This is a genomic window from Hyphomonas johnsonii MHS-2 (assembly GCF_000685275.1).
GTDB classification, from domain to species: Bacteria; Pseudomonadota; Alphaproteobacteria; order Caulobacterales; family Hyphomonadaceae; genus Hyphomonas; species Hyphomonas johnsonii.
In genome coordinates this window covers 187,655-212,092 of record NZ_ARYK01000006.1, presented here as the reverse complement: position 1 = coordinate 212,092, position 24,438 = coordinate 187,655, and the positions used below count along the sequence as shown (strand labels likewise).

The 24,438-nt window shown below is 62.5% G+C and carries 20 protein-coding genes; 10 read left to right on the top strand and 10 right to left on the bottom strand.

The genetic code is table 11. The features are described 5' to 3' along the window. Positions 1 to 174: 174 nt before the first annotated feature. The 4 genes from HJO_RS13200 to HJO_RS13185 are packed head-to-tail and all read right to left on the bottom strand — an operon-like array spanning position 175 to position 5,271. Entirely contained in the window at positions 175 to 2,409 is a 2,235-nt protein-coding gene (locus tag HJO_RS13200; protein WP_035617588.1) for a 3-hydroxyacyl-CoA dehydrogenase NAD-binding domain-containing protein, read from the bottom strand. Between the two features lie 28 nt (positions 2,410 to 2,437). After that, a complete protein-coding gene (locus tag HJO_RS13195; protein ID WP_035617585.1) occupies positions 2,438 to 3,643 on the bottom strand; it encodes an acetyl-CoA C-acetyltransferase in 1,206 nt (401 codons plus the stop codon). Between the two features lie 26 nt (positions 3,644 to 3,669). Continuing rightward, on the bottom strand, positions 3,670 to 4,098 hold the full coding sequence (locus HJO_RS13190) for a PaaI family thioesterase (protein ID WP_051618600.1): 429 nt from the start codon (positions 4,096 to 4,098) through the stop codon (positions 3,670 to 3,672). Between the two features lie 6 nt (positions 4,099 to 4,104). Then, positions 4,105 to 5,271, bottom strand: coding sequence for an acyl-CoA dehydrogenase family protein (locus HJO_RS13185; protein WP_035617583.1), 1,167 nt, complete (start codon positions 5,269 to 5,271; stop codon positions 4,105 to 4,107). 184 nt (positions 5,272 to 5,455) lie between these two features. Between HJO_RS13185 and HJO_RS13180 the strand changes: the two genes are divergently transcribed. Beyond that, positions 5,456 to 6,052 (top strand): hypothetical protein, encoded by a 597-nt coding sequence (locus tag HJO_RS13180; protein ID WP_035617580.1) that lies wholly within the window; start codon positions 5,456 to 5,458, stop codon positions 6,050 to 6,052. Positions 6,053 to 6,059: 7 nt separating this feature from the next. Here HJO_RS13180 and HJO_RS13175 read toward each other — a convergent pair whose 3' ends face one another. After that, positions 6,060 to 7,844, bottom strand: a complete 1,785-nt coding sequence (locus HJO_RS13175) for an acyl-CoA dehydrogenase C-terminal domain-containing protein (protein ID WP_035617577.1) — start codon at positions 7,842 to 7,844, stop codon at positions 6,060 to 6,062. 101 nt (positions 7,845 to 7,945) lie between these two features. After that, on the bottom strand, positions 7,946 to 8,425 hold the full coding sequence (locus HJO_RS13170; protein ID WP_051618599.1) for a MerR family transcriptional regulator: 480 nt from the start codon (positions 8,423 to 8,425) through the stop codon (positions 7,946 to 7,948). 227 nt (positions 8,426 to 8,652) lie between these two features. Here HJO_RS13170 and HJO_RS13165 point away from each other — a divergent pair, with 227 nt between their 5' ends. The 6 genes from HJO_RS13165 (at position 8,653) to truA (ending at position 16,548) form a co-directional block, all read left to right on the top strand. Continuing rightward, positions 8,653 to 12,207 (top strand): peptidoglycan-binding protein, encoded by a 3,555-nt coding sequence (locus tag HJO_RS13165; RefSeq protein ID WP_035617576.1) that lies wholly within the window; start codon positions 8,653 to 8,655, stop codon positions 12,205 to 12,207. 77 nt (positions 12,208 to 12,284) lie between these two features. Continuing rightward, positions 12,285 to 13,616, top strand: coding sequence for a DNA recombination protein RmuC (locus HJO_RS13160; protein WP_035617574.1), 1,332 nt, complete (start codon positions 12,285 to 12,287; stop codon positions 13,614 to 13,616). 45 nt (positions 13,617 to 13,661) lie between these two features. Further along, entirely contained in the window at positions 13,662 to 14,192 is a 531-nt protein-coding gene (gene def, locus HJO_RS13155; RefSeq protein ID WP_035617572.1) for a peptide deformylase, read from the top strand. A gap of 170 nt (positions 14,193 to 14,362) precedes the next feature. After that, positions 14,363 to 15,319: a methionyl-tRNA formyltransferase gene (gene fmt / locus HJO_RS13150; protein WP_035617570.1), complete on the top strand. Its 957-nt coding sequence runs from the start codon at positions 14,363 to 14,365 to the stop codon at positions 15,317 to 15,319. Beyond that, positions 15,316 to 15,801 carry a GNAT family N-acetyltransferase gene (locus HJO_RS13145; protein WP_035617568.1) on the top strand — a complete coding sequence of 162 codons (486 nt, stop codon included), beginning with the start codon at positions 15,316 to 15,318 and terminating at the stop codon, positions 15,799 to 15,801. The genes fmt and HJO_RS13145 overlap by 4 nt, the downstream gene beginning before the upstream one ends. A gap of 9 nt (positions 15,802 to 15,810) precedes the next feature. Further along, positions 15,811 to 16,548 carry a tRNA pseudouridine(38-40) synthase TruA gene (truA, locus tag HJO_RS13140; RefSeq protein WP_035617566.1) on the top strand — a complete coding sequence of 246 codons (738 nt, stop codon included), beginning with the start codon at positions 15,811 to 15,813 and terminating at the stop codon, positions 16,546 to 16,548. 68 nt (positions 16,549 to 16,616) lie between these two features. Here the strand turns inward: truA and HJO_RS13135 are convergent, their stop codons facing one another. Then, a complete protein-coding gene (locus tag HJO_RS13135; RefSeq protein WP_035617564.1) occupies positions 16,617 to 16,970 on the bottom strand; it encodes a hypothetical protein in 354 nt (117 codons plus the stop codon). Between the two features lie 137 nt (positions 16,971 to 17,107). Between HJO_RS13135 and HJO_RS18445 the strand changes: the two genes are divergently transcribed. Continuing rightward, positions 17,108 to 18,697 carry a hypothetical protein gene (locus HJO_RS18445; protein WP_156945641.1) on the top strand — a complete coding sequence of 530 codons (1,590 nt, stop codon included), beginning with the start codon at positions 17,108 to 17,110 and terminating at the stop codon, positions 18,695 to 18,697. A gap of 103 nt (positions 18,698 to 18,800) precedes the next feature. On the opposite strand, the gene HJO_RS13125 is transcribed toward HJO_RS18445, so the two are convergent. Next, positions 18,801 to 19,295 (bottom strand): SRPBCC family protein, encoded by a 495-nt coding sequence (locus HJO_RS13125; RefSeq protein WP_035617560.1) that lies wholly within the window; start codon positions 19,293 to 19,295, stop codon positions 18,801 to 18,803. A gap of 173 nt (positions 19,296 to 19,468) precedes the next feature. Here HJO_RS13125 and HJO_RS13120 point away from each other — a divergent pair, with 173 nt between their 5' ends. Beyond that, positions 19,469 to 20,704, top strand: coding sequence for an acyl-CoA dehydrogenase family protein (locus HJO_RS13120; RefSeq protein ID WP_035617558.1), 1,236 nt, complete (start codon positions 19,469 to 19,471; stop codon positions 20,702 to 20,704). Between the two features lie 3 nt (positions 20,705 to 20,707). Here the strand turns inward: HJO_RS13120 and HJO_RS17860 are convergent, their stop codons facing one another. Then, a complete protein-coding gene (locus tag HJO_RS17860; protein WP_156945638.1) occupies positions 20,708 to 22,558 on the bottom strand; it encodes a hypothetical protein in 1,851 nt (616 codons plus the stop codon). A gap of 72 nt (positions 22,559 to 22,630) precedes the next feature. Further along, on the bottom strand, positions 22,631 to 23,833 hold the full coding sequence (locus HJO_RS13110; protein WP_035617556.1) for a methionine gamma-lyase: 1,203 nt from the start codon (positions 23,831 to 23,833) through the stop codon (positions 22,631 to 22,633). Between the two features lie 110 nt (positions 23,834 to 23,943). On the opposite strand from HJO_RS13110, the gene HJO_RS13105 reads away from it, so the two are divergent. Beyond that, positions 23,944 to 24,414, top strand: a complete 471-nt coding sequence (locus tag HJO_RS13105) for an Lrp/AsnC family transcriptional regulator (RefSeq protein WP_035617554.1) — start codon at positions 23,944 to 23,946, stop codon at positions 24,412 to 24,414. The last annotated feature ends 24 nt before the right edge of the window (positions 24,415 to 24,438 follow it).

Below are 24,438 nucleotides of genomic sequence, written 5' to 3'. Positions count from 1 at the left end.
GCAACATTCTTCATAATTTTTCCTTTTGTCCCCACGATCAAAATCGATCGATGCACAGACAAATCCACTAACGGGGGAAGGCCGTCAAGCCCAAACGAAAGTGGCCGGAGCAATCGCCCCGGCCACAAAACAGCATGTATTCAAGCGTTCCGCCCGAAATTATCAGCAGGCTGATCAGGCAGCAGCCTTCGCTTTCACGTCAGCTGGCGGGAAGCGATCATAGAAGCCTTCACCCTTGGCGGCCATGTCACGGAGCAGCTTGCCCGGCCGGAAGCGATCGCCATATTTGTCGGCGAGGCGGTCAGCCTCTTCGACGAAAGGCTTGATGCCCCAGATCAGGTCGACATAGCTGGCGCAGCCGCCGGTATAGGGTGCAAAGCCCCAAGCAAGGATCGAGCCGATGTCGGCATCGCGCGCATCAGTGATGACGCCTTCCTCAAAGCAGCGGGCGACTTCAATCGCCTGGCGCACGAGGAAGCGACTGGTCAGCTCCTTCTTCATGGCGGGTGGGCACTCGTCGACCTTGACGTCGATCTGGGTGTTCAGCTCAGGCCACAGGCGCTCCGGCTTGCCCTTCTCATTGTAGTCGTAGAAGCCTTTGCCAGCCTTGCGGCCAACGCGGCCCTGGTCTTCGACCAGCCAGGCCATCATCTGGCCCCGGGCGTCATTGGTGTAGTCCACGCCCATGGCCTGGGCCATCTGACGCCCCACCTTGAGCGCGGTATCGAGGCCGACGCTGTCAGACACTTCCAGCGGCCCCATCGGCATGCCGGACTGGCGCCCGACATTCTCGATGATTGCCGGCTTGATGCCTTCGCCGAGCATTTCGAGCCCTTCCTGCGTATAGGTGCCGAAGCAGCGCGAGGTGTAGAAGCCGCGGCTGTCATTGACCACGATGGGCGTCTTGCGGATCTTCAGGACATAGTCGATCGCCTTGGCGAGCGTCTCTTCACTGGTCTTCTTGCCGCTGATGATTTCCACCAGTCCCATCCGCTCGACCGGCGAGAAGAAGTGGATGCCAATGAAGTTTTCCGGACGGACCGATGCTTCGGCAAGGCCGGTGATCGGCAGTGTGGACGTGTTGGAACCCATCACGGCCGTTTCAGACAGCTGTGCCTCGGCCTGCTTGGTGATCTGCGCCTTGAGTTCCGGATTTTCGAACACGGCTTCGACGACGAGGTCAGCCCCCTTGAAGTCATCATAGTTGGCTGTCGGCTTGATCAGGGCGAGCAGTGCGTCGCCCTTCTCCTGGGTCATCTTTCCGCGCGACACGTTCTTCTCGACGAGCTTGCGGGAATAGTCTTTCCCCTTCTCGGCATTCTCGACCGAGACGTCGACGAGGATCGTCTCGATTCCGGCACGGGCCTGTTCATAGGCAATGCCGGCGCCCATCAGGCCAGCGCCGATGACGGCGACCTTGTTGAGCTCGTACTTCGGATAGCCAGCCGGACGGTTGGCACCCTTGGACAGGGCCTGCGTCGACAGGAACAGCGAACGGATCATCGCTTTTGCTTCCGGGCGCTGCTGGGTGTTGATGAAGTAGCGCGTCTCGATGCGCAGGCCGGCATCGATTGGCACCATGATGCCTTCATAGATGCAGGACAGGATATTCTTCTGGGCCGGATAGTTGCCATAGGTCTTGGCGTGCAACATGGCGTTCGCCATCGTCATGACCTGGCCGGCGCCCGGACTGCGGTGCGGTACGCCGCCGGGAACCTTGAAGCCTTTGACATCCCAAGGGGCCTTGGCGGTCGGGTTGGCCTTGACCCATGCGGTGGCTTTCGCCTCGGTTTCGGATGATGGGGCGAGTTCGTTGACGACGCCCATGGCAAGGGCTTTCTCGGCGTTGAAGCTTTCCCCCTGGAGGATCAGCGGCAAGGCTGCCTGGACGCCGATCAGGCGTGGCAGGCGCTGCGTGCCGCCTGCGCCGGGCAGGAGGCCGATCTTGGCTTCCGGCAGGCCGAACTGAAGCTTGGGATTGTCATTGGCCGCAACGCGGTAATGGCCGGCGAGCGCCACTTCGAGGCCGCCGCCAAGGGCGAGGCCGTTAAGCGCGACTGCGACTGGCTTGCCGCAGGTTTCGAGCTGGCGAAGCGTCTTGTTCAGCGAGAAGCCCGCATCGAACTGCTCCTGCTTGAGTTCCGCTTCGGTCTTCTTCGCCTTGTCGCCTGCACTGCCTGCGCGGCTGCCCATCTCGCCAAGGTCTGCCCCGGCGCAAAAGCCGCTCGGTTTGCCGGACGAGAGCACGAGGCCCTTGATCTTGTCGTTGGTGGCGACTTCCTTGGTGATCGCAATGATGTCAGCGACGGCCTTGCCGGTCAGCGTGTTCATGCTGCGGCCGGGCACGTCGAACACGGCATGGGCGATGCCGTCCGCGTCGATGTCGAATGAGAATGTGTCGAGTTTCATGGTCGTATTCCAGTAATTCGTATGATGATTAAACGCGTTCGATGATCGTCGCCGTGCCCATGCCGGCACCGACGCAGAGCGTGATCAGCGCGGTTTCCTTGCCGGACCGCTCAAGCTCGTCGATCATGGTGCCCATCAGCATGCCGCCCGTGGCGCCCAGCGGGTGGCCCATGGCGATGGCGCCGCCGTTCACGTTCATCTTCTCGTGCGGGATGTTGAGGTTCTGCATCATCAGGAGGACGACCGAGGCGAAGGCTTCGTTCAGTTCATAGAGGTCGATGTCTTCGGGGTTCATGCCGGCCTTTTTCAGCGCCTTGCGCGATACATCGGTCGGGCCGGTCAGCATGATGCCGGGCTCTGAGCCGATCGAGGCCATGGCGCGGATACGGGCACGGGGTTTCATGCCGAAACGCTCGCCCATTTCCTTCGTGCCGAAGAGAACCGCCGATGCCCCATCGACAATGCCCGACGAGTTGCCAGCATGGTGGACGTGGTTGATCTTCTCGACTTCCGGATACCGCTGCTTGATGACTTCATCAAAGCCCATGGCGCCAAGGCCAAGGAAGGATGGCTGCAGCGCGGCAAGCGACTGCATGTTGGCGTCCGGGCGCATATGCTCGTCATGGTCGAGGCGGATGCCGCCCATCTGGTCTTTCACCGGAACGATGGATTTGGCGAAACGGCCTTCTTTCCAGGCGCGTGCAGCACGCTTCTGGCTTTCGACCGCGAAAGCGTCGACGTCATCGCGCGAGAAGCCCCACTTGGTGGCAATCGTGTCGGCACCCACGCCTTGTGGCGAGAAGTAGGACTTGATGGCGATCTGCGGGTCGGTCGACCAGGCACCGCCGGCCGCACCCATGGGCACGCGGCTCATGGATTCGACGCCGCCACCAATGGCCATGTCGGCCTCGCCGGTCATGACTTTCGAGACAGCCATGTTGCAGGCTTCGAGGCCCGAAGCGCAGAAGCGGTCGACCTGGACGCCGGCGGTGGTGTCGGCATAGTCGGCGTTGAGCACCGCGATGCGGGCAATGTCGCCGCCCTGCTCGCCGACCGGTGAGACACAGCCGAAAACGACATCATCCACGCAGGCCGTGTCGATATTATTCCGGTCACGGATCGCCTGCAGCACTTGCGTGCCAAGGCTGAGCGCGGTGATTTCGTGCAGGGAGCCGGACGACTTCCCCTTGCCGCGCGGCGTGCGGACGGCGTCATACAGATAGGCTTCATTCATGGGAGGACTCCTTTGGGACTTTATGATCAGGTTGCCGGTGAATTCACCGGATTGAGGGTCAGGCTCGCGGTGGAACGGGCAGCTTCCTTGCCGCGGGAATCGTAGAGTTCGGCCTCGGCAAAAACCATCGCGCGGCCAATATTGCGCAGGCGGGCCACCACTTCGATGGCGCCCTTGCGGACGGGGCGCAGGAAATGTGTGTGCAGGTCCACCGTGGAGGGCAGCTTTGACTTGCCCGCCTTCATCCCGGCGAGCATGCCAATCGTATCATCCATCATGGCGACGAGATAGCCGCCCTGGATCACACCTGCGGGATTGCAGAATTCCGGACGGCCATCGAACCGCACCCGCGTCTCCCACTTCTTCAGGTCGAGCGACATAAGCTCGAAGCCGAGCGACGTCGAGGACGGGCTGGGGCTGGGGAAGACTTCAAGGATGCGCTTGCTGTCGGGCATGCCTGCTTAAAGCGTCCTTGCGATGAGCATTTTCATCACCTCGTTGGCGCCGCCATAGATGCGCTGGACGCGGGCGTCGGCATACATCTGGGCGATGGGATATTCATCCATATAACCAAAGCCGCCATGCAGCTGAAGGCACTCGTCGATGATCTTGCATTGCAGATCGGAGATCCAGTATTTCGACATGGAGGCCGTTGCCGCATCAAGTTCGCCCTTCAGCAGCAATTCCGTACAGTGATCTGCAAACACTTTTGCGACAGTCGCCTCGGTCTTGGCTTCGGCAAGCTTGAACTGGGTATTCTGGAAATCGAAGATCGTCTTGCCGAACGCCTTGCGGCCTTTGACATATTCGACCGTCTCGTGGATTGCGCGCTCGATCATGCCAACGCCCTGCAGGCCGATGACGTGGCGTTCCTGCGGCAGTTTCTGCATCAGCTGGATAAAGCCCTTGCCGGCCTCACCGCCGAGCAGGGCCGAGGCAGGCACCTTCACGTCATTGAAGAACAGCTCTGACGTATCGGCGGCGTGCTGGCCGACCTTTTCGAGGTTGCGGCCGCGCTCGAAGCCGTCAACTTCCTCGGTTTCGACGCAGAGGATCGAGATGCCCTTGGCGCCCTGGCTCGGGTCTGTCTTGGCGCAGACAAGGACCAGGTTGGCTGTCTGGCCGTTGGAGATGAAGGTCTTCGACCCGTTGATGACGTAACCATCGCCATCCTTGATCGCGGTCGTCTTGATGTTCTGGAGGTCGGAACCGGCGCCCGGCTCGGTCATCGCGATGGCGGTGACAAGTTCGCCCGACGCCATGCGCGGCAGCCAGCGGCGCTTCTGCTCCTCGGTGCCGAAGGCGGTAATGTAGGGCGCGATGATCGCATTGTGCAGCGTGATGCCGAACCCGTCGACGCCCTTCCACTGCTGCTGCTCGATGATGATGGCCTCGTGGCGGAAGTCGCCCCCTGCCCCGCCATATTCTTCCGGAACGGACGCACAGAGCAGGCCCATCTCGCCGGCCTTGGACCATATCTCGCGCGGCACGATGCCTGCCTTGCGCCAGGCCGGGACATGCGGCGCGCATTCCTTTTCGAAGAACTGACCCACAGCATCGGAGAAGATGTCCATCTCCTCGTCATTGCGCCAATTGGATTTCGGTACGTTCAACGGGCTCTCGCGCATGGGCGGGTCTCTCCTGTCCTGTCTGGCGGCAATTGCCGCTTACGTTCACGTAAACACATATAGGATGGGGGCATCTGCATGTCTCCCTCTGTCGTTGCGTCACGCTGACCTTTCAGCAGCCCTTTTTGCGCCTGTACCTGTATCGGATCGCATTCGCGCGGCACGACACCAAAGGGGATGCGCCATGAAGACCATACTCACCATGCTAACCGCCTGCCTGATGCCGCTTGTGGCCCAGGCGGAAGCGATCAGCTGGGCCGACCTCACTCTGCCCGTTCGTGCCAACCAATGGCACCAGATCGATGAAGACGGCCGCATCGGTTACGTCATCGGGGCGTTGCAGGCTGCCGCCTACCTCAACGCCAAGGGCGATGAGCAGATCGGCTGCGTCGTCGGACTCGCTGAAAACCTGACCGCGGAGATGTCAGCTCCCGCGTTTTCCGACATGGTCGTGACGACCATAGCCGACCGTGCGCTGACTGAATGCGCCGAGGGGGCGTCCGGCACGGGCGTCCTGATCAGTTCCCGGCAACTCTCGGAAGCGTTCACCGCCAGCGATACCAACAATGCCAGGATCGGCTTTGTCGTCGGAATGACCGAATTCTTCTACTTCCAGACCTATGCCAAGCTGGACGACGAGACGGCCGATTGCGTGCAGTCCGAGGCGCTGGGCCTGCTGACTCTCAAGGATGCCGACTTCATCACCTGGACCGAGACGCCGGACGATCCGTTCGTCGAGGACGCGCTGATGCTTGTCCTCGACAATTGCGACGTGAGCTGACGCCTGATCAGAACGCGTCGGCGGGCAACGCCATCATCGCCTTGGCGCCGGTCTTGACCTTGGCCAGGTGTGCGCCGGCATCCGGCAGCATCCGGTCGAGGAAATACTGCCCGGTGATCAGCTTCTGGTCATAGAACGGGTCGCCTGCGCCGCGTTTCTCGACCGCCACCTTGGCCATCCGCGCCCACATGTAGGCGAGCGCCGTCAGGCCGAACAGGTGCAGGTAGTCATGGCTGGAGGCGCCGGCATTGTTGAAGTCGGACATGCCGTTCTGCATCAGCCAGGTCGTGCCTTCCTGCAGCTGGTTCTTGGCCGTCTTCAGGCCCTCGACGAAAGGCTGCAATGCGGGGTCGTCGCCGGCCGTGCCGATGAAATCGTCGAGTTCGGCAAAGAAGCTGAACACGGCGCGGCCGCCATTGCTGGCCAGCTTGCGGCCAACCAGGTCGAGCGCCTGGATGCCGTTCGTGCCTTCATAGATCAGCGTGATGCGCACATCGCGCACGTATTGTTCCAGGCCCCACTCGCGGGTGAAGCCCGAGCCGCCATGCACCTGCAGGCCGAGATTGGCGCTCTCGAACCCCTTGTGGGTGAGATAGGCTTTCACGACCGGCGTCAGCAGCGCCATGTAGTCACCGGCGCGTTCGCGCACCTTTTCGTCGGCCGACTTGTGCTGCAGGTCGCCATGGAAGGCGGTCCAGTAGGCAAATGCCCGGGCGCCTTCGATGAAGGCTTTCTGGTCGAGCAGCATGCGCCGGACGTCGGGATGCACGATGATCGGGTCAGCGACTTTTTCCGGTGCCTTGGCGCCGTTGAGCGAGCGGCCCTGCACGCGGTCATGCGCGAAGTCGACGGCGTTCTGGTAGGCGATCTCTGCCTGGGCCAGGCCCTGCAGGCCGACACCGAGGCGCGCCTCGTTCATCATCACGAACATGGTGCGCATGCCCTTGTGCTCTTCGCCGACAAGCCAGCCGGTTGCGCCGTCATAGTTCATGACGCAGGTCGCGTTGCCGTGGATGCCCATCTTTTCTTCGAGGCCGCCGCAGGAACAGGCATTGCGCTCGCCGAGCGAACCATCTTCATTGACGATGTATTTCGGCACAACGAACAGGGAGATGCCCTTGATACCTTCCGGGCCGCCCTCGATCCGGGCAAGCACAAGGTGAATGATGTTTTCGGTGAGGTCCTGCTCGCCGCCCGAAATCCAGATCTTCTGGCCGGTGATCTTGTAGCTGCCGTCAGCCTGCGGCACGGCCTTGGTCTTGATCAGGCCAAGGTCGGTGCCGCATTGCGGCTCGGTCAGGTTCATCGTGCCGGCCCATTCGGCGCGGGCCATCTTCGGACCATACATCTGCTTCTGCTCTTCAGAGCCACCCGCCATCAGCGCCTCGTAGGCACCAGAGGTCAGGCCCGGATACATGCCGAACGCCATGTTCGAGGACGAAATCATCTCGCCCCAGGCCAGGTTCACGACCGCAGGCAGTCCCTGGCCGCCCATCGCAGGATCCTTGGCCAGCAGCGGCCAGCCATTCTCGACCAGCTTGTTGTAGGCTTCCGGGAACCCGTCAGGGGTCTTCACGCTGGCATCGTCATTCCGCTTGCAGCCCTGCACATCGCCAACATGGTTCAGCGGAAACAGGACTTCCTTGGCAAACTTGCCGCCCTCTTCCAGGATCGCATCGATCAGGTCAGGCGTCGCTTCCTCGAATCCGGGAAGGTTCGAATAGTTCTGCAGTTGCAGCACTTCGTGCAGGATGAACTTCATGTCGCGAACCGGGGCGTCGTAACGGGGCATTTCAGACCTCTTCCTTCAGGGATGGATTACGACTGCCACGCCGCCCAGAGACTATCTCCAGAACGGGCGCTCCAGTCGCGGATTTTTCGGCGAATGCCGGTTCAGACTTCGTCGAGTTGGCGGCGCGCAACCGCTTCATAGGCCGCGACCTGGCGCTTGCCTTCTTCGTTCGGGCCGACTTTCTGGATCAGTTCCTCGAGCCAGATGATGCCCTTGCGCAGTTCGGTCAGCGCCGTGTCGATGTCTTCGCGCTGGACTTCCAGCTCTTTGACCTGCTTGCGGAACTTGTCGAGCATCATGTATTTCTGTGCCCGTTCGCCGTCATCCAGCACGTAGAGGTCAAGAATTTCACGAATGTCCGCCAGTGGCAGGCCGAGGCGCTTCAGGCGGACAATGATCGTGAGGCGTGCACGATCCCGGTTCGAATAGACCCGGGTCATGCCGTCGCGCGCCGGGTGGAGCATGTCCTTGTCCTCGTAAAAACGGAGGGCACGGGGCGTCACGCCAAATTCCCGGGCGAGCTCGGAAATCGTGAACGTGCGGCTGTCGGCGGCGGAAATGTGTGATGTCTTGTGATGCATGGGGGAATATTAGACCAAGCTTTCCGCGAACGTCAACGTCAAGTTTCCCCTGACGTTCGCGGAAACTTCCCCCTTGGTAAACGCGGTACTTCACGAAGTTACCAAAACTGACGAAAAAATTTACCTTTAACTTCGCTTTAAGACCACGCCTGCCATCAAGTAAGCAGAACGTGAACGATTCTGGCTGCAGCGTTAATATTTTGCGAGCCGTGTGAGGAGAATCCGGGATGAACCAGACAGGGCCCTGGAGCGTCAAAGGCATTGACCAGCGGGCGCGCGATGCCGCCCGTGAAGCCGCAAGTGCGGAAGGCCTGACGCTGGGCGAATACCTGAACCGTCTCCTCATGTCCGAGGATGGTCCGCAGCACAACGAGATCTCGTCGCTGTTCCAGCCCCACCACCGGCCCCAGCCCGACGCCGCCTCGAACGCGCTCGACCGCCTGACGCGCCGCATCGAGGCTGCCGAAGCCCGGTCGACGCTCGCCATTACGGGCATGGACCATACTGTTCTCGGCCTGGTTGCCCGGCTCGAGAGCGCCGAACAGGGCAGCGCCGCCATTGGCGGCCATGTCGAAGGCCTGATCGAGGAATTGCGCGAGACCCACGAAGCGCTGCAGGCCAAGGTCCGCAGGCTTGAACAGGATGAATCGGCCAAGCAGAACCTCGAGGCCCTGAAATCGCTGGAGCATGCGCTCGGCAAGCTGGCCAGCCACGTCTACGAGGAAAGCGAACTCGCCCAGAACGACACCCAGGCCATCAAGGGCCGCGTCGAATCCGGGTTTTCCGAGCTGACCGAACGCGTCGACGGCATGGAAGCCAAGGTCGAGACGACCCTGTCGGATGCCGCCGCCCGGGTCGAACGCGCCGTTGAACAGGCCGAGCTGCGCGCGGAAGGCACGGCGCGCCACCTGTCGACACGCATGTCGACGCTCGAAAGCCATGTCCACGAACGCCTTGCCAGCGTCGGCGACACCGATGAGCGCCTCAATGCCGTCGAAGCCGATGTGTCCGGCGCGCTGGAATCCATGGAAAGCACGCTCCTGCGCATCCAGGACCGCCTGAACCGCGCTGAAAACACCACCGACGCGGCCCTGCAGGGCCTCGAAACCACGTTCAGCAATCTCGACAGCCGCATCGAAGCGGTCGCCAGCAGCATCGATCCCCTGCTGGCCAACCGGCTGCGCGCCGAATTCGAGGCCCGGTTCGAGGACATGAGCCGTTCGGTGCGCGAAACCGTCGACCATGCCCGGCTTGAACTGGCTGACGAGATCACCCGCGCCGCCACCGGCCAGGACAGCACGCTGGTCAGCACGTTGAAATCCGACATCAGCGAGGTCCAGCAACGGCTTGAGGCAGCCGAAATGCGCCAGTCCCAGGCCATCGAAACGGTGTCTGGCCAGGTCAGTGACATGTCCGCCAGTTTCCTGGAGCGCATCAGCCAGGTCGAAGCACGCGACGGCGCTGCCGCCAGCGAGGCCATGCGCGAGGAAATGGAGCGGCTCGGCGAAACCGTCGGGGCGCGCATCGATACGCTGGCCGACCAGATCGACCAGCGGGTCAGCGAAAGCGAAAACCGCAATGCCGGGGCGATTGAACAGATCGGCGACCAGGTCGCGACGGTCGCGACCCGCCTGCAACGCCGCCAGGAAGAGGCCCTGAAGGCCATCGCGGTACATGTCGAGGAAACCCGCAAGCGCACCGATACGCGCCTGTCGGACGCCCTCGCAAACGTGTCCGATCGCCTCGAACAGATGCGGGCGCAGTCAACCGCGTCGCTGTCGCCCGTGCAGCGCGCCATCGCCTCGCTGGCGACACGGCTGGAAAGCCTGGAAGAATTCAATGCACCGCCCTTCACCGCGCCGGGTGGCGATACCCCCGATGCACACGAATCTGACGCCGGGCACGCCGAGCAGACAGAAGCCTCGGCTGTCGACACGGACGTTCCGTTCGAACCCGGCCTGACGCCAGAAATGCTCGAAACCGACTTCGTCCCCGGGATCGAAACCGGTACCGACCCGTTCGGTGACGCCGCCGAAGACCGTGAGTTCTTCGAAGCCGGGATTGCCGGCTGGGATGCCGTCCTGGACAAGAAGGGCACCCCCTATGAATCCGACTTCGAAACCTCGCCGGAGCTGGACGAGGACAGGCCCGCACAGCCGCAGGCAGACCCGGCCGGTTTCACGGCCGTGAGCGACGCACCGGGCACCGAGGCCTATTTTGATCCGCTCTCCGAACTCGAAGGCATAGACGGGCCGCACGACAGTCATACAGAAGCACGGGAGTCGGACATTTTCGACGAGAGCGACGAGGACGATTACCTGGAGGCCCGCTTGCGCGATGACGTGTTTCCGGATCTGCCGGACGACTTTGCCGACGATGGTGTCCTTGCTGCCGATGAAAAACCGATTGCGATCCGGGAAGGCGACACGAGTGACTATATCGCCCGCGCCCGCCGCGCTGCGATCGCCGCGGCGGGGCCGACACCCGAGAATGCACGCCGTGACCGCCGCCGCACCGACAAGGCGCCCCACGTGGCACACAGGAGCCAGTCCGGCGTCGGCAAGATCCCGCTCTATGCTGCGGCCTCTGCGGTCGTGATCACTGGCGCTGCAGTCGGCGGCTACCTCTATATTCGCGGCAAGCAGTCCCCACCGGTCGTCACCTCGGCCATCGACACCTATGTCGACCCGGGCCTGTCGTCCGAGGCGCTGGCATCGACAACAGGCGAACCCGCCCTGACACTTGCAGCAGCCGAGAGCGACTTGTTCGAGACACCAGCAGCGACGCAGGATGCAGCCCTGAACGAGACCGCACCCGAATTGCCGGCGGAGCCGGTCGCCGCCGCCCCCGTTATGCCGGAACCTGCCGCCGTTGCGGCGCCCGTGCCTACACCGGCCGCAGCCCCTGCCCCCACGCCTGCCCCGGCACCGCAGCAAATCGCTGCGACTGCAAGCTTCCCGCCGATCTCGCCGTTTGTGTCGATCGAGAGCGCCGCCGCATCGGGCAATCACATCGCGCAATTCCAGCTAGCGCAGGATCGCATCGCTGCCGGCGATTTCCAGAACGGCGCGGCGCTGATGCGCAAGTCGGCTGCCAAGGGCCTGCCGATCGCCCAGTATGGCCTCGCCAAGCTGCATGAACGCGGAACGGGCGTGCCGAAAGACCTGGCACTGGCGCGCGAGTGGACGGAAAAGGCGGCTGAAGGCGGCAATGTCAAAGCCATGCACGATCTTGCCGTGTTCATGGCCGAAGGCGATGGCGGCCCGCAGACCTATGCCGGCGCCGTCGAATGGTTTCGCAAGGCGGCCGAATTCGGCATCGTCGACAGCCAGTACAATCTCGGCGTGCTCTATGAACAGGGCCTCGGCATCAGCCCCAACCTGACCGAAGCGCTGTTCTGGTTCGAAGTCGCCGCCCGCAATGGCGATGCCGGCGCCCCCGCCCGTATCGCGGACCTGAAGACCCGCGTGTCGCCGACGGCTGCCGCACAGGCCGCCACCCGCGCCGCCAGCTGGGAAGCGGCCCGCGACAATGCGATCAGCAATGGCCGGTTCGGGGCGCAGACCTGGAACACGGGCAATCCGTTGCAGGTCCAGGGCATCCAGGTGGCGCTGTCTGCGCTTGGCTACCAGATCGGCGTGCCCGACGGCGTGGTCGGCCCCTCGACGACGGCTGCGATCCGCGCCTACGAGAAGGCAAACGGGCTGGAGGTCACCGGCACGATTACCGAAGACCTCATCGACAGCCTGAATTCCCGGTCGGACAGCACTGCGAACGGCTGACCTGCGGCGCATCGGCGGCGTGGACACGCCTGCCCGTTCTAGATATGTTCCGATGAGAATCGTGGCAGGATCAGCGCATGAAACCTATTGTGACCATTGGAGACGCCGGACTTGACGGCGTGCACCTTGCCTTGCTGGCCGGCGTCATCCTGTTGGCGGGGCTGGGCTGGTGGCTGTACAGCCGTGCCGGGCTGGTGCGACGCGATCTGGCGCGGGCAGAGCAGGACCTCAGCGAGACCAAACAGGCATTGCGGACCCAGCAGGAAGTGGCCCGGCAGGCCGAAATCAAGCTGGCCGAAGCACAGGCGCGCAGCGCCGAGGATGAACGCAAGTTCGCCGAGATGGCGCAGGGCGTGCTGCAACGGGCGAATACGCAGTTCCTCCAGTTGGCGAACGAGACCTTCGAGAAGCACAAGGAAGGCGCCAAGGGCCAGTTGCAGGAACTGATGAAGCCGATCGGCGACAATTTCGATGCGTTCAAGAAGCGCGTTGATGACCTCGAAAAGGTCCGTACCGAGGACAAGTCGCTGCTGTCGGAACAGGTCAAGGCCATCAGCGAGAGCCTGCACCGCAACACCGCCGAGACCGGCAAGCTGGTCAATGCCCTGACCGCGCCAAAGGGCGGCGGGCGCTGGGGCGAGATGACCCTGCGCAACGTGATGGAGCAGGCAGGCCTGTCGGCCCATTGCGACTTCAGCGAACAGGTCCATGACGCAACCGAGGAAGGGCGCCAGCGCCCGGATGCGATCATCCGCCTGCCGGGTGACCGACAGATCGTGATCGATTCCAAGGTTTCGCTCGCCTCCTACATGGCGGCAGTGGAGACTGAAGACCCGGCCCAGAAGATCCTTCACCTGAAGGCGCACGCGACCAGCGTGCAGCGGCACGTGAACACGCTGGCCTCCAAGGACTACCAGTCGAACCTCGGCAACCGGTTCGATTATATCGCCATGTTCATACCGGGGGAGAACTTCTTCGCCGCTGCGCTGCAGGAAGCGCCCGATCTGATCGAAAGGGCGATGTCAAAGCAGGTGATTGTCACCACGCCGACGACATTGATCGCCCTGGCCAAGACGGTGGCGCACCTTTGGCGCCAGCATCACCAGAACGAAAACGCCATGGCGGCGGCGGAACTCGGCGCCGAGCTGTATGGCCGGATGGGTGTCATGCTCGGGCATATCGAGAAGCTCGGAAAGTCGCTGAATGGCTCGGTCGACCATTTCAATTCGGCCATGGGATCGTTCGACAAGCGCGTGTTGCCTACCCTGCGCAAGTTCGAGGACATGGAAATCGCGCCGCCGAACAAACCGTTGGCAGAGCCCAAACAGATCGAAAACCGGACCAATGCGCCAGAACCGATGGGCGAACTGGATTTCGGTGACAGGAAGAAAGCGCTTCCGGCGGAATGAGCCGCAGCAGTTGACCAAACGCCCTTCCCTTCATATCTGACGCTTATGGCTATTCGCGAGATCCTCACCGTACCCGACCCGCGCCTCAAGGAGGTGTCGAAACCTGTTGAAGGTGGCGTCACCGACGAGATCCGCGCGCTGATGGATGACATGCTGGAAACCATGTATGACGCGCCGGGCATTGGCCTTGCCGCAATACAGATCGGCGTGCCCTTGCGGGTGATCGTGATGGACCTGGCGCGCGAAGGCGAAGAGCCCCAGCCGCGCTATTTCGTGAACCCGGAAATCCTCGAAACGGTCGAGGAAACCCAGCCCTATGAAGAGGGCTGCCTGTCAGTCCCGGATATTTACGACGAGATCGAACGCCCGGTCCGCTGCCGGATCCGCTACCTGGACTATCACGGCAAGCCGGTCGAGGAATGGACCGATGACCTCTACGCGGTCTGCATCCAGCACGAGATGGACCATCTCGAAGGTACGCTGTTCATCGACTATCTCTCGCGCCTGAAACGCCAGCGCGCCGTCGACAAGGTGAAGAAGGCCAAGCTGCGCAACTTGCGCGAGGACGCCGCCTGATGTTCCGCAAGGCCTGGATGCGGTGGCTGGTCGCCATCCTTCTGGCCGGCGCATTGGCAATCTGGCTCGGTTATTACGGCGTGGGCGGTATCGGCGGACGCCTTTTGCGATAGCCGAACGCACCATCCTTTGCCTTTCTTCCACAGCAGCATCAGGCTAGAGCCGAGTCCATGACTGATCGCCTCCGCATTGCCTTCATGGGCAGCCCTCAAATTGCCGTTGACGTGCTCGCCGCACTGGTTGCGGCCGGCCACGAGATTGCCGGTGTCTATTCCCAGCCGCCGCGCCCGTCGGGCCGGGGAAAGAAGCTGACCCCGACGCCGGTGCAGGCCTGGGCGGAAGCCCACGGGCTGAAGGTGCGCACGCCGAAATCGCTGAAGAAGGCGCCGGAGCAGGAGGCGTTTGCTGCCCTCGGGCTGGATGCGGCGGTTGTCGTCGCCTACGGGCTGATCCTGCCGCAGGCCATTCTCGATGCGCCGCGCCTTGGCTGTCTCAACATGCATGCCTCGATCCTGCCGCGCTGGCGGGGCGCCGCACCGATCCAGCGGGCGATCATGGCGGGCGACCATGAGACCGGGGTCGACGCGATGCTGATGGATGCGGGCCTCGATACCGGACCCGTGCTGATGTCGGCGCGCACGCCGATCACGCTGGCGACGACAGCCGGCACGTTGCACGACCGGCTGGCGGAACTCGCCGCCGACCTCGCGCCGGTTGCATTGGCGCGCTGGGCCGAAGGGGCGATCGCACCACAGGCCCAACCGGAAGACGGCATTACATATGCCCACAAGCTCAGCGCCGACGACCAGCCGGTCGACTGGTCGAAACCCGCCGCCGAGGTGGATTGCCAGATCAGGGGCCTCGCCCCCTTCCCTGGCGCCATCTGTCATTGGACGCCGGACGGCGAAGACACGCCTGTGCGCCTGAAACTGCTGATGAGCGAAGTGGCCGGACCCTCTGGCGGGGCCGCGCCGGGCACCGTTCTGGACGACAAGCTGCTGGTCGCCTGCGGCGATGGCGGCGCAGTGCGGATCACCACCTTGCAGCGGCCGGGCAAGGGGCCGATGACCGCGAACGTCTTTCTCAATGGCACACCGATTGCGCCCGGCACGCGGCTGACATCATGAGCACCTGGATCCGGCCTGCCCATGCCGAAGACATTGACGAGATTGCCAAGCTGAATGACGCCGCTTTCGGGCAGTCGGGGGAAGGCAAGATCGTCCGCAAGCTGAAGCGGGATGGCGACAGCCTCCTGTCGCTAATTGCACATGATGACAGCCGGATTGTCGGACATATCGAATTCTTTCGTATCCTCGTGGACGGCACGCCGCGGGCGGTGGGGCTCGGGCCAGTATCGGCCCTACCGGGACGGCAAAGACAAGGGATTGGCAGCGGCTTGATCCGCACCGGCCTTCTGGCCCTCGAAGGCGCAGGCGAAAGCCTTGTCTTCGTTCTGGGGCATGCAGACTATTATCCGCGATTCGGCTTTTCGGCTGAAACGGCCGCGCCGTTCCGGGCGCCGTGGAGCGGGCCAGCCTTCATGGCGAGGGTGATAAATACCGGCGCGCCTGAAGCGGGCGAATTGACGTATCCGCCCGCCTTCGGCTAGGGCGCTGCCATGGCCCGTTACAAACTGCTGATCGAATACCATGGCGGGCCCTATCAGGGCTGGATGCGGTTGCCGGACACGCCGACGGTGCAGGGCGCACTGGAGGAAGCGGCGGCAGCGCTGGATGGCGCGCCGGTCGAGGTCTACGGCGCGGGGCGCACCGACAGCGGCGTGCATGCGATGGGCCAGGTGGCGCACCTGGACCTTGCGATCGACCGGCCCGGCAAGGTGGCCGACGCCCTCAACGCACACCTGAGGCCGCACCCGATTGCCGTGCTGAAGGCGGAAAGGGTGGACGCGGATTTCCATGCCCGTTTCAGCGCCAAGGCGCGCCACTATCGCTTTGTCATCATCAACCGGCGCGCCGACCTGACCGTCGAGCGGGGCCTGGCCTGGCGGATTTCGCCGAAGCTGGATGCACGCAAGATGCACGAAGCCGCGCAGGGCCTGCTTGGCACGCACGACTTCACCACGTTCCGCGATGTCGAGTGCCAGGCAAAAAGCCCGGTCAAGACGCTCGATAAGTTCGACATTGCCCGCTATGGCGACCGGATCGAATGCACGCTGTCGGCGCAGAGCTTCCTGCACCGACAGGTGCGCTCGATGGTCGGCTCGCTGGTGGAGGTCGGCCGGGGCAAGCGCGATGCCCGCTGGCTGATGGATATCCTGGCGGCGACGGACCGCACGGCCTGTGGCCCGGTCTCACCGCCGGACGGCCTGTTCCTGGAAAAAGTGGACTACGACTGAGCCTGCACGTGCGGCGCCTGTGAGGGCGCTTGGGGGTGGGTTTGAGGGTGTCTGTGGCTGGGCGCGGGTCACGTGTCCGGCAGGGGCAGCGCACACATGTGAGCGCGGTCCTGGCACAGGCCGGCAGGCCGCGCGGAGAGGCCGGACAGGCTGGCGGGCGGCCCCGGCCTGCGCCAGGGACACGGAGCGGGGCACACGGCGAGCGCCAGCCGGGCCGAGACGGGCGCGCGGAAGGCCTGTGCCCCCTGCCCCGGCGCATCGGACATGCAGCGGATATAGATATTGCCCCGCCGGTCGACACTGACCAGCAGGCGCCGCCCGGTCGCCTTCATCCAGCGGTTCAGGTTCCACAATTGCAGCCACAGCCATGGCCAGAACAGGACATGGACGTGCGCGTAGAGATGGGCGTGCCGCGGGTTCATGGCGCGCAGTATACCGGCGGTGCGGTGGGGGTTGGATAAGTGCGGGTGTTCCGTTCATAGCGCTCCGCGAAATTTAACTTTGCGCGCTTCGATTGGAATTCCGATATAAAGGATCAACCAAATGAGGAGCAGCTGACTTGGTCAGAAAACCACGAGGGGCCCAAGAAGGAGCTACGCCTCTTCGCGCCGCGGTCATCCGTGGCAAAGGAATCACGGCCACGGAGCAGGAACTTGTTGTACTAGCAGAACGAAGTTTCTTGGACCTTTGGTCATATCCAAACCCCTATCGTGATCAAAAGGTCGGCGGAACCGGAGATGGCAAAGAACTCTGCGATCTGCTTGTTGTGTGTGACCCTTATGTTTTGATTTTCAGCGAAAGAAATGCGGCATGGCCGAATCGGCCGCTCGAAATATCTTGGTCGCAATGGTTCAATAACGCTGTCTTTCATTCAGCTAAACAAACCAAAGGAGCTGAGCGCTGGCTCGCTGATTATCCCGATCGTGTATTTTTAGATCGACAATGCACTCGCACATTGCCGATAGACTTACCTCCTCTCGATCGGCGAGTAGTGCATCGCATAGTAGTCGCCCGTGGAGCAGGAAATGCCTGCCGAGAGTACTTCAATGGCGGAACTGGCAGCTTGGTAGTGCGCCCGGACATTATAGGTGATCGACATTGGAATCGATTTAAGTACGGAACAGTGGAGCCATTTTGCGTCGGGGATATCGACCCCGAAGGATCGTTTGTACACGTATTCGACGATGGATCGCTAAGCTTTGTAATGTCGGAACTGGACACGATCACCGACTTCACGGCATATCTTGATCGAAAGTCCGAATTCGTTCGGTCAGGCAAGCTGGCTGTAGCAGAAAGCGAAGAAGACCTCGTAGCTTACTATGCCGTGAGAATCAACGAATACGGCGACCACGATTTCACGCATCCCGACGAGCGCCCATGGAGCGAAGGTGAGCGCATTGCCATATCCAAAACCTTCATCAACTTCATTCAAAACCCTCAGTATACTGCCAAAAAACGGGCGGATGAAATTTCCTATGTTTGGGACGAATTAATCAAAAAATTTTCGGGTCATATGCTGGATGGCACTTCACTAGTGCCAGACGGTCATTCGTATGACCTAAAACAGAGCGAGACCGCGCTTCGTTACATGGCGAAAGAAAATCGCTTTCAAAGACGAATTCATGGCCAAGCCGTCGTGGGGGCAATAAACATTGGTCGTAGCGCAGAGCATTTTTTCTTCCGAAGCATGATTGGAGCGCCCGGATCCAAGGGCAATGAGACCGGATTCTTTGTGCTGGTGTTTCCCTATTTGGACTGGATGGAAGACCAAGGAGGATATCAGCATTATCGAAAAAAACGGGCGGAGATAGCCGTCACGTACGGCGAAGCAATGCTCTTACAATGCAGCCATTTGAAGCGGATGGTAGGCGTATCGTTGGAGCCACCCAGCAAAGACCGGGGCAGCTCCGAGGACTTACTTCAAATTGAGCAGCGAGATTGGACACCAGAAGAGCAACGCGAAATCAAAGATGCCTGCAAAGCAATGGGCATAGCCCAAAATTTTACGGAGAACCAAATCTCTGACCAAGAATTTCCTGAACTTGAATACGCCCCTGATGCTACCAAACAGCGGGAATTGGGGCCGAACAGGAAAGAGCGACGCAAAGCCAAGGCTCAATCGCTCAAGCGAAACCAAAAAAAGCGCTAAGCTCGTTACACGCGCATCTTGATTTCACATTCCGCAATGCAGAGTGCTCCCGTCTGGAGTGCGGCGCTCGCAATCAAACACGCCAAGGCGACGATGCCCCCCCCTAGAGGCCGAAGCGGGCCGGGTCGCTGGCGATCAGGGCTTCGAGCTTGGGCAGGCCTGACTTGATGCCGGACGCGAGCTGGCGGTTGACCAGCCAGCCGAGCGGGAACGGGGCGCTGGCCCGGGCTGTCCACTGCAGTTCGCAGCCGCCGGGCGCATCAACAATCACATAATCCTCGACACCGGCCCGGAGCGGCAGGTTGGACTTGTCGAAGCGGAACGCCATGCGACGGCCTTCCTGCCAGGCGAAGAAGACTTCCTCGATGCCGCGCGAGCCGACCTCGACCGTGCGTGTGGTGCCGATGCGGAACGGCTGGGGACTGGTCCATGTGACCTTGGTGATGGGCAGCCATTCGGTCCAGGCGTCGGCATCGAGCAGCGCGGCCCAGACGGCGCTGGCCGGGAACGGGAACGTGTGGCGGGCGGCAGGCCGGGGTTTCGCGGCGGAGAGATAGGGCTCGCCGACTTCATCATGCTTCTTCAGTGCTTTGGCCATGGCCGGTCAGTCCCTCTTGAAATGTGCCCAGCGGGGTTATGGCGGCGTTGCGCGGCCCCTGTCAAAGGAATGCGGGGGTGACGCGGCGAGAGGGGCGCCCTGCCCCCGATCCGCTCTGGGCAAGCGGGGCCATCGGCCATAGGCTGGGCGCCAGAAAATGGGAGCAAACGCCAATGGCCATCGATTTCACAATTCCGGATGATGCAAAAGAAGTGCGCGAGCGCGTGCGCCAGTGGGTGCAGGACGAATGCCTGCCCGCGGAAAAGGAAATGGAGGCCGGCAAGGCCTACAAGACCGTGCTGGCCGAGCTGCGCAAGAAGGCGCGGGCGCAGGGCCTGTGGCTGCCGTTCATTCCGGTCGAGCATGGCGGCATGGGCCTTGGCCCGCTGGCCAATGCGCTGGTGCAGATGGAACTGGGGCAGAGCCATCTGGGCGCCCTGTCGATGAACTCGCAGGGGCCGGATGACGCGACCATGCTGACCCTGCTGGCGCACGGTACGGACTTCCAGAAGGAGAAATACCTGAAGCCCCTGCTGAATGGCGACAAGCGCATCTGCTATTCGATGACCGAGAAGGCCGCCGGCGCCGACGCGACGGGCATGCAGACCGCCGCCGTGAAGGACGGCAAGGGCAATTACGTGCTGAACGGCGAGAAATGGTTCTCCAGCGCCGCCAGCGCCGCCGACATTGCGGTCGTCATGGCCAAGACCAATCCGGACGCGCCGCGCCACCAGCAATATTCCACCTTCATCGTCGAACTGCCCAATCCCGGCTACCGGATCATCCGCGATATCCCGACCATGGCCGTGCACGGCGCACATTATGAAGAGATGGGCGGCGGCCATGCCGAAGTGCGCATCGAGAACCTGGTCGTACCGGAAGAAAACCTGCTCGGCGGCGAAGGCGGCGGATTCTCGATGGGGCAGCACCGGCTGGCCTATGGGCGCCTGCGCCACGGCATGCACAATGTGTCGATGGCCCAGCGGGCGCTGGACCTTGCCACCGAGCATGTCACCAAGCGCACGACGTTCGGCAAGGGTCTGGAAGACCGCCAGGGCGTGCAGTTCATGCTGGCCGAGTGTGCCAGCGAACTCTACATCGCGCGCCTGATGCTGATGCATATCGCCTACAAGGCGGAGAACGGCCTGGACCTGCGCCAGGAGAACGGCATCGCGAAAGTGTACCTGGCCAACATGGTGCACAAGGTGGTCGACACCGCGATCCAGCTGCACGGCGCGCTGGGCTACAGCCTCGATACGCCGCTGGCGGCCTGGTACACGCACATCCGCTCGCAGCGCCTGGTGGACGGGCCGGACGAGGTGCACAAGTGGATCACCGGCAAGAACGTGATCCGCGCGTTCAAGAAGGATGGCACGACGGCGGCAGCGGCGGGCGGCGACCTGCTCTAGGCGTCAGCCGCGCGTGCACTCGAAATCGTCGGCACCCACTGGCTTGCACCAGCTGGGAAAACCGCGTGACTTCCAGAGGGCGAGGATGCCTTGCTTTCGGACCTCCTCCTTCCAGCGCGGGTGCTGGTAGACTTCGTTCGAGCCGAGCAGGAAGAGGGCGGGTTCCACCTGGTAGTCCTGTTTCCAGACGGGTTCGAGGCTGGCAATCGTCAGGTCGGCGTCTTGCAACAGCATGTTGATCGCCAGCGAGACCTGCGCACCGGACTTTGGCAACAGGGCGCGAAGGGCCGGCTTGCCCTGCCGGGCTGCCGCGATCATTTCGTCCACTTTCTCCATGGCCTGTTGCGGTATAAGGCCTGCGTCGATGGCGGCCTTGAACATGGCCCGCGCCTCGTCGAGTTTGCCGGCCCTCAGATAGGCCAGATAGGCATTGGTGTAGCCGTACTGCAGGTCGGGGCCATATTCCCGTGCCTTCGCGAGTTCCTCAAGGGCCGCGGCCTGCGCATCAGCCATCCCGACAAGTTCGCCGCTGTCGTCGGTCGTGTAGCCGAGCGTATTGTGGTAGATCGCGACCAGCGGGTCAGCCGCGACAGCGCGGCGCGCCAGCATGATCGCTTCATCACCATACCCCATGGTGACGAGTTCCTGCGCTGCCGCGTCGAGGACATTCGGGTTCTCCGGTGCGAGTTCGACGGCCTTGTCGATGGCGGCGACCCCCGCAATCAGATCGCCTTCAAAGACCAGCAATGCGCCAAGATAGACATGTGCCTCGGCATTGTCCGGATCGAGCACGATGGCACGCCTTGCCGCCGCCTGCCCGGTCGCGCGCCATTGATGGTAGTTGCCCTGGGGCGGATAGACCGGCTGGTAGGACTCGTAGACGGTATAGATTCCGGCGATCGTTGACCAGCCTGGCGCAAAATCCGGATCGCGCGCCGTCACTTCGTACAACAGCAACAGGGCGGTATCGAGATTGTCGAGGCCGCGGGCAAAATAGAGCTGGCGGGCTTTCAGGTATTTCTCGTAGGCGACGACATCGTCGGTGCGCTCCCTGACCAGGGTCTCGCCGGATTTCAGGCCGAGCGAGAGGGCCAGCTCGCTGGCGACGGATTTGGCGATGTCATCCTGGATGTTGAAGATGTCGGTCAATTCGCGGTCATAGGTTTCCGACCATATGTGGAAACCGTCATCGGACCGGATGAGCTGGGCGGTGATACGCAGCTTGGTGCCGGACTTGCGCACGCTGCCTTCGAGGACGTGATCGACGCCGAGTGCCGTGCCGATATCGCGCAGGTCGTCATTCTTGCCCTTGAAGGAAAAGCTGGACGTGCGCCCTGCCACTTTCAGCTGCGGGATACGGACGAGGACATTGAGAATCTCCTCGGAAATGCCGTCGGAGAAATATTCCTGGTCGCCATCGGGCGAGAGGTCGATGAAGGGCAGGACGGCGACAGACGCGCCGCCGGGGGCGTGAGTTTCGCTGCGCGCGACGCCCTGGCCGGGTTTTTCCGGCATCAGGCGGTCTCCGATGATCATCACGGCGACGAGGGCGAGGCCGGCGAGGATGACCATGTCGAGCTTGCGGCCGGTCTGGGGCGCAATGCTCTCGCCCTCGGCAACCTTCGCGGTCGGCCGCATGCCTTCGGGTGTCACCTCGAACGCCCAGGCGAAGACGATGGCAATCGCGAAGCCGGCAAAAATGAGCGCGATGAAGACCTTGAGCACCCAGCCGGGCGCCTCGAAGGTCGGCAATACAGCGACGCCGACCTGGATCAGCAGCCAGCCGACGACGGCATAGACCGCCGCCACGCGGAAGACGTTACGGCGCCTGAGTTCCCGGAATATCTCGTTCAAGCCCTGCCCCCGCACGCTGTCCCGACAAGGCGTAGCATGGGAGGGAGTGAATGCAAATCTGGGGGCGGCGGCCTAGCGCGCATTCACTCCGAGCGCCTGGCCGAGGTCTTCGATCAGGTCTGCCACATCTTCGAGGCCAACCGACAGGCGCACGAGGCCATTGCTGATGCCATGTTCGAGACGCTCCTCTTCCGTATAGGTCGAGTGGGTCATGCTGGCCGGGTGCTGGATCAGGGTTTCGGCGTCGCCGAGGCTGACGGCACGGCGGATCAGCACCAGGCGATTCATCATGGCGATGCCTGCATCGTAACCGCTTTCCAGTTCGAACGCGATCATGCCGCCGAAGCCGTCCATCTGGCGGTTGGCGAGGGCGTGCTGGGGGTGGCTGGCAAGGCCCGGATAGTAGACGGCAGACACACCGGGCTGGGCCTCGAGCCATTCGGCAACCTTCATCCCGCTCTCGCAATGGCGGGCCATGCGCAGCTGCAGGGTCTTCAGGCCGCGCATCACCAGCATGGCGTTGAACGGCGCCATGACCGAGCCAGTCATGTCCTTGACGCCGACCATGCGGATCTCGTGGATCGCCTCGGCCGGGCCGCAGACGGCACCGGCGACAAGGTCACCATGGCCGCCGAGGTATTTGGTGGCCGAGTGGAGCACGAAATCAGCGCCAAGCGTGATCGGCCGGGTCAGCATGGGCGAGGCATAGGTGTTGTCGACAACGACAAGGGCGCCGGCGGCATGGGCGATGTCCGACACAGCACGGATGTCGACGAGGCGCATGTTGGGGTTTGCGGGGGTCTCGAAATAGACGATCCGCGTCGTGTCGCTGATCGCGGCTTCCAGGTTCGCCGGGTCGCTGAGGTCGACATGGGTGATCTTGACACCGAAGCGGGCGAGGCCGTCACGCATGTAGGAGAAGGTACAGCCATACAGCGTCTTGTCGGTGATCACTTCGTCGCCGGGCTTGAGCAGCGTCCACATGGTCGCCGAGATGGCGCCCATGCCCGAGGCGGTGCACAGGCCCGCTTCGGCGCCTTCAAGTTCGGCGATGCGGGATTCCAGCAGCGCGACGGTCGGGTTCGAAATGCGGGAATAGATGTGGCCTTCGGCCTCGCCGGCGAACAGGGCGCCACCGGTCTGGGCGTCAGGGAAGGCGAAGGTGGAGGTGAGGTGCAGCGGCGGGGTCAGCGCGTTGGCATTGTCGGCGGGGTTGTAGCCGTGATGGATGGCGCGGGTGGCAAAGCCAAGCGGGCGCGAGGAATCATAGGCCATGGGCGTATCTCCTGTGTTTGCGCCAGTATAGCACTGCGCGACCAGCAGGTTTCGCCTATTATTGCCACCCACTGCTTGCATTTTGGCAGAATCTGCCAATAGATGACCAAATGGATGCGACGGATGCCAAGATACTGAAAGTGCTGCAGCGTGACGGGCGGCTGACCAACCAGGAATTGTCGGCCGAGGTGGGCCTGTCGCCCTCCCCCTGCCTGCGACGTGTCCGGAACCTTGAAGCCGCCGGTATCATCACGGGCTATACGGCGCTGGTCGACCAGAAGCTGTGCGGATTCCCGGTGACCGGTTTCGTTCGCATCCGCCTGGCCAATCATTCCGACGAGACGGTGCGCGGGTTCGAGGCCCGGATCGCCGAGATCGAGCATGTGCTCGACTGCTACCTGATGGCGGGGGGCGAGGACTACCAGATGAAGGTGATCGCGCGCAGCCTGGATGACTACGAGCAGCTGGTGCGCAAGACGATCCAGAAGATCCCGGGGATCGCCTCGATCGAGACCAGTTTTGCCTATGGCGTGGTCAAGCATGCGCGCGGCCTGCCCGTGAGCGCGGAAATGCGGCCATAGGCGCGGGCGCCTGACCTGCTATAC

What these genes read in the sequence shown, in the direction of transcription:
- HJO_RS13200 (WP_035617588.1), bottom strand. Translation starts at nt 2,409, where the DNA reads ATGAAACTCGACACATTCTCATTCGACATCGACGCGGACGGCATCGCC.
- HJO_RS13195 (WP_035617585.1), bottom strand. Translation starts at nt 3,643, where the DNA reads ATGAATGAAGCCTATCTGTATGACGCCGTCCGCACGCCGCGCGGCAAG.
- HJO_RS13190 (WP_051618600.1), bottom strand. Translation starts at nt 4,098, where the DNA reads ATGCCCGACAGCAAGCGCATCCTTGAAGTCTTCCCCAGCCCCAGCCCG.
- HJO_RS13185 (WP_035617583.1), bottom strand. Translation starts at nt 5,271, where the DNA reads ATGCGCGAGAGCCCGTTGAACGTACCGAAATCCAATTGGCGCAATGAC.
- HJO_RS13180 (WP_035617580.1), top strand. Translation starts at nt 5,456, where the DNA reads ATGAAGACCATACTCACCATGCTAACCGCCTGCCTGATGCCGCTTGTG.
- HJO_RS13175 (WP_035617577.1), bottom strand. Translation starts at nt 7,844, where the DNA reads ATGCCCCGTTACGACGCCCCGGTTCGCGACATGAAGTTCATCCTGCAC.
- HJO_RS13170 (WP_051618599.1), bottom strand. Translation starts at nt 8,425, where the DNA reads ATGCATCACAAGACATCACACATTTCCGCCGCCGACAGCCGCACGTTC.
- HJO_RS13165 (WP_035617576.1), top strand. Translation starts at nt 8,653, where the DNA reads ATGAACCAGACAGGGCCCTGGAGCGTCAAAGGCATTGACCAGCGGGCG.
- HJO_RS13160 (WP_035617574.1), top strand. Translation starts at nt 12,285, where the DNA reads ATGAAACCTATTGTGACCATTGGAGACGCCGGACTTGACGGCGTGCAC.
- def (WP_035617572.1), top strand. Translation starts at nt 13,662, where the DNA reads ATGGCTATTCGCGAGATCCTCACCGTACCCGACCCGCGCCTCAAGGAG.
- fmt (WP_035617570.1), top strand. Translation starts at nt 14,363, where the DNA reads ATGACTGATCGCCTCCGCATTGCCTTCATGGGCAGCCCTCAAATTGCC.
- HJO_RS13145 (WP_035617568.1), top strand. Translation starts at nt 15,316, where the DNA reads ATGAGCACCTGGATCCGGCCTGCCCATGCCGAAGACATTGACGAGATT.
- truA (WP_035617566.1), top strand. Translation starts at nt 15,811, where the DNA reads ATGGCCCGTTACAAACTGCTGATCGAATACCATGGCGGGCCCTATCAG.
- HJO_RS13135 (WP_035617564.1), bottom strand. Translation starts at nt 16,970, where the DNA reads ATGAACCCGCGGCACGCCCATCTCTACGCGCACGTCCATGTCCTGTTC.
- HJO_RS13125 (WP_035617560.1), bottom strand. Translation starts at nt 19,295, where the DNA reads ATGGCCAAAGCACTGAAGAAGCATGATGAAGTCGGCGAGCCCTATCTC.
- HJO_RS13120 (WP_035617558.1), top strand. Translation starts at nt 19,469, where the DNA reads ATGGCCATCGATTTCACAATTCCGGATGATGCAAAAGAAGTGCGCGAG.
- HJO_RS13110 (WP_035617556.1), bottom strand. Translation starts at nt 23,833, where the DNA reads ATGGCCTATGATTCCTCGCGCCCGCTTGGCTTTGCCACCCGCGCCATC.
- HJO_RS13105 (WP_035617554.1), top strand. Translation starts at nt 23,944, where the DNA reads ATGGATGCGACGGATGCCAAGATACTGAAAGTGCTGCAGCGTGACGGG.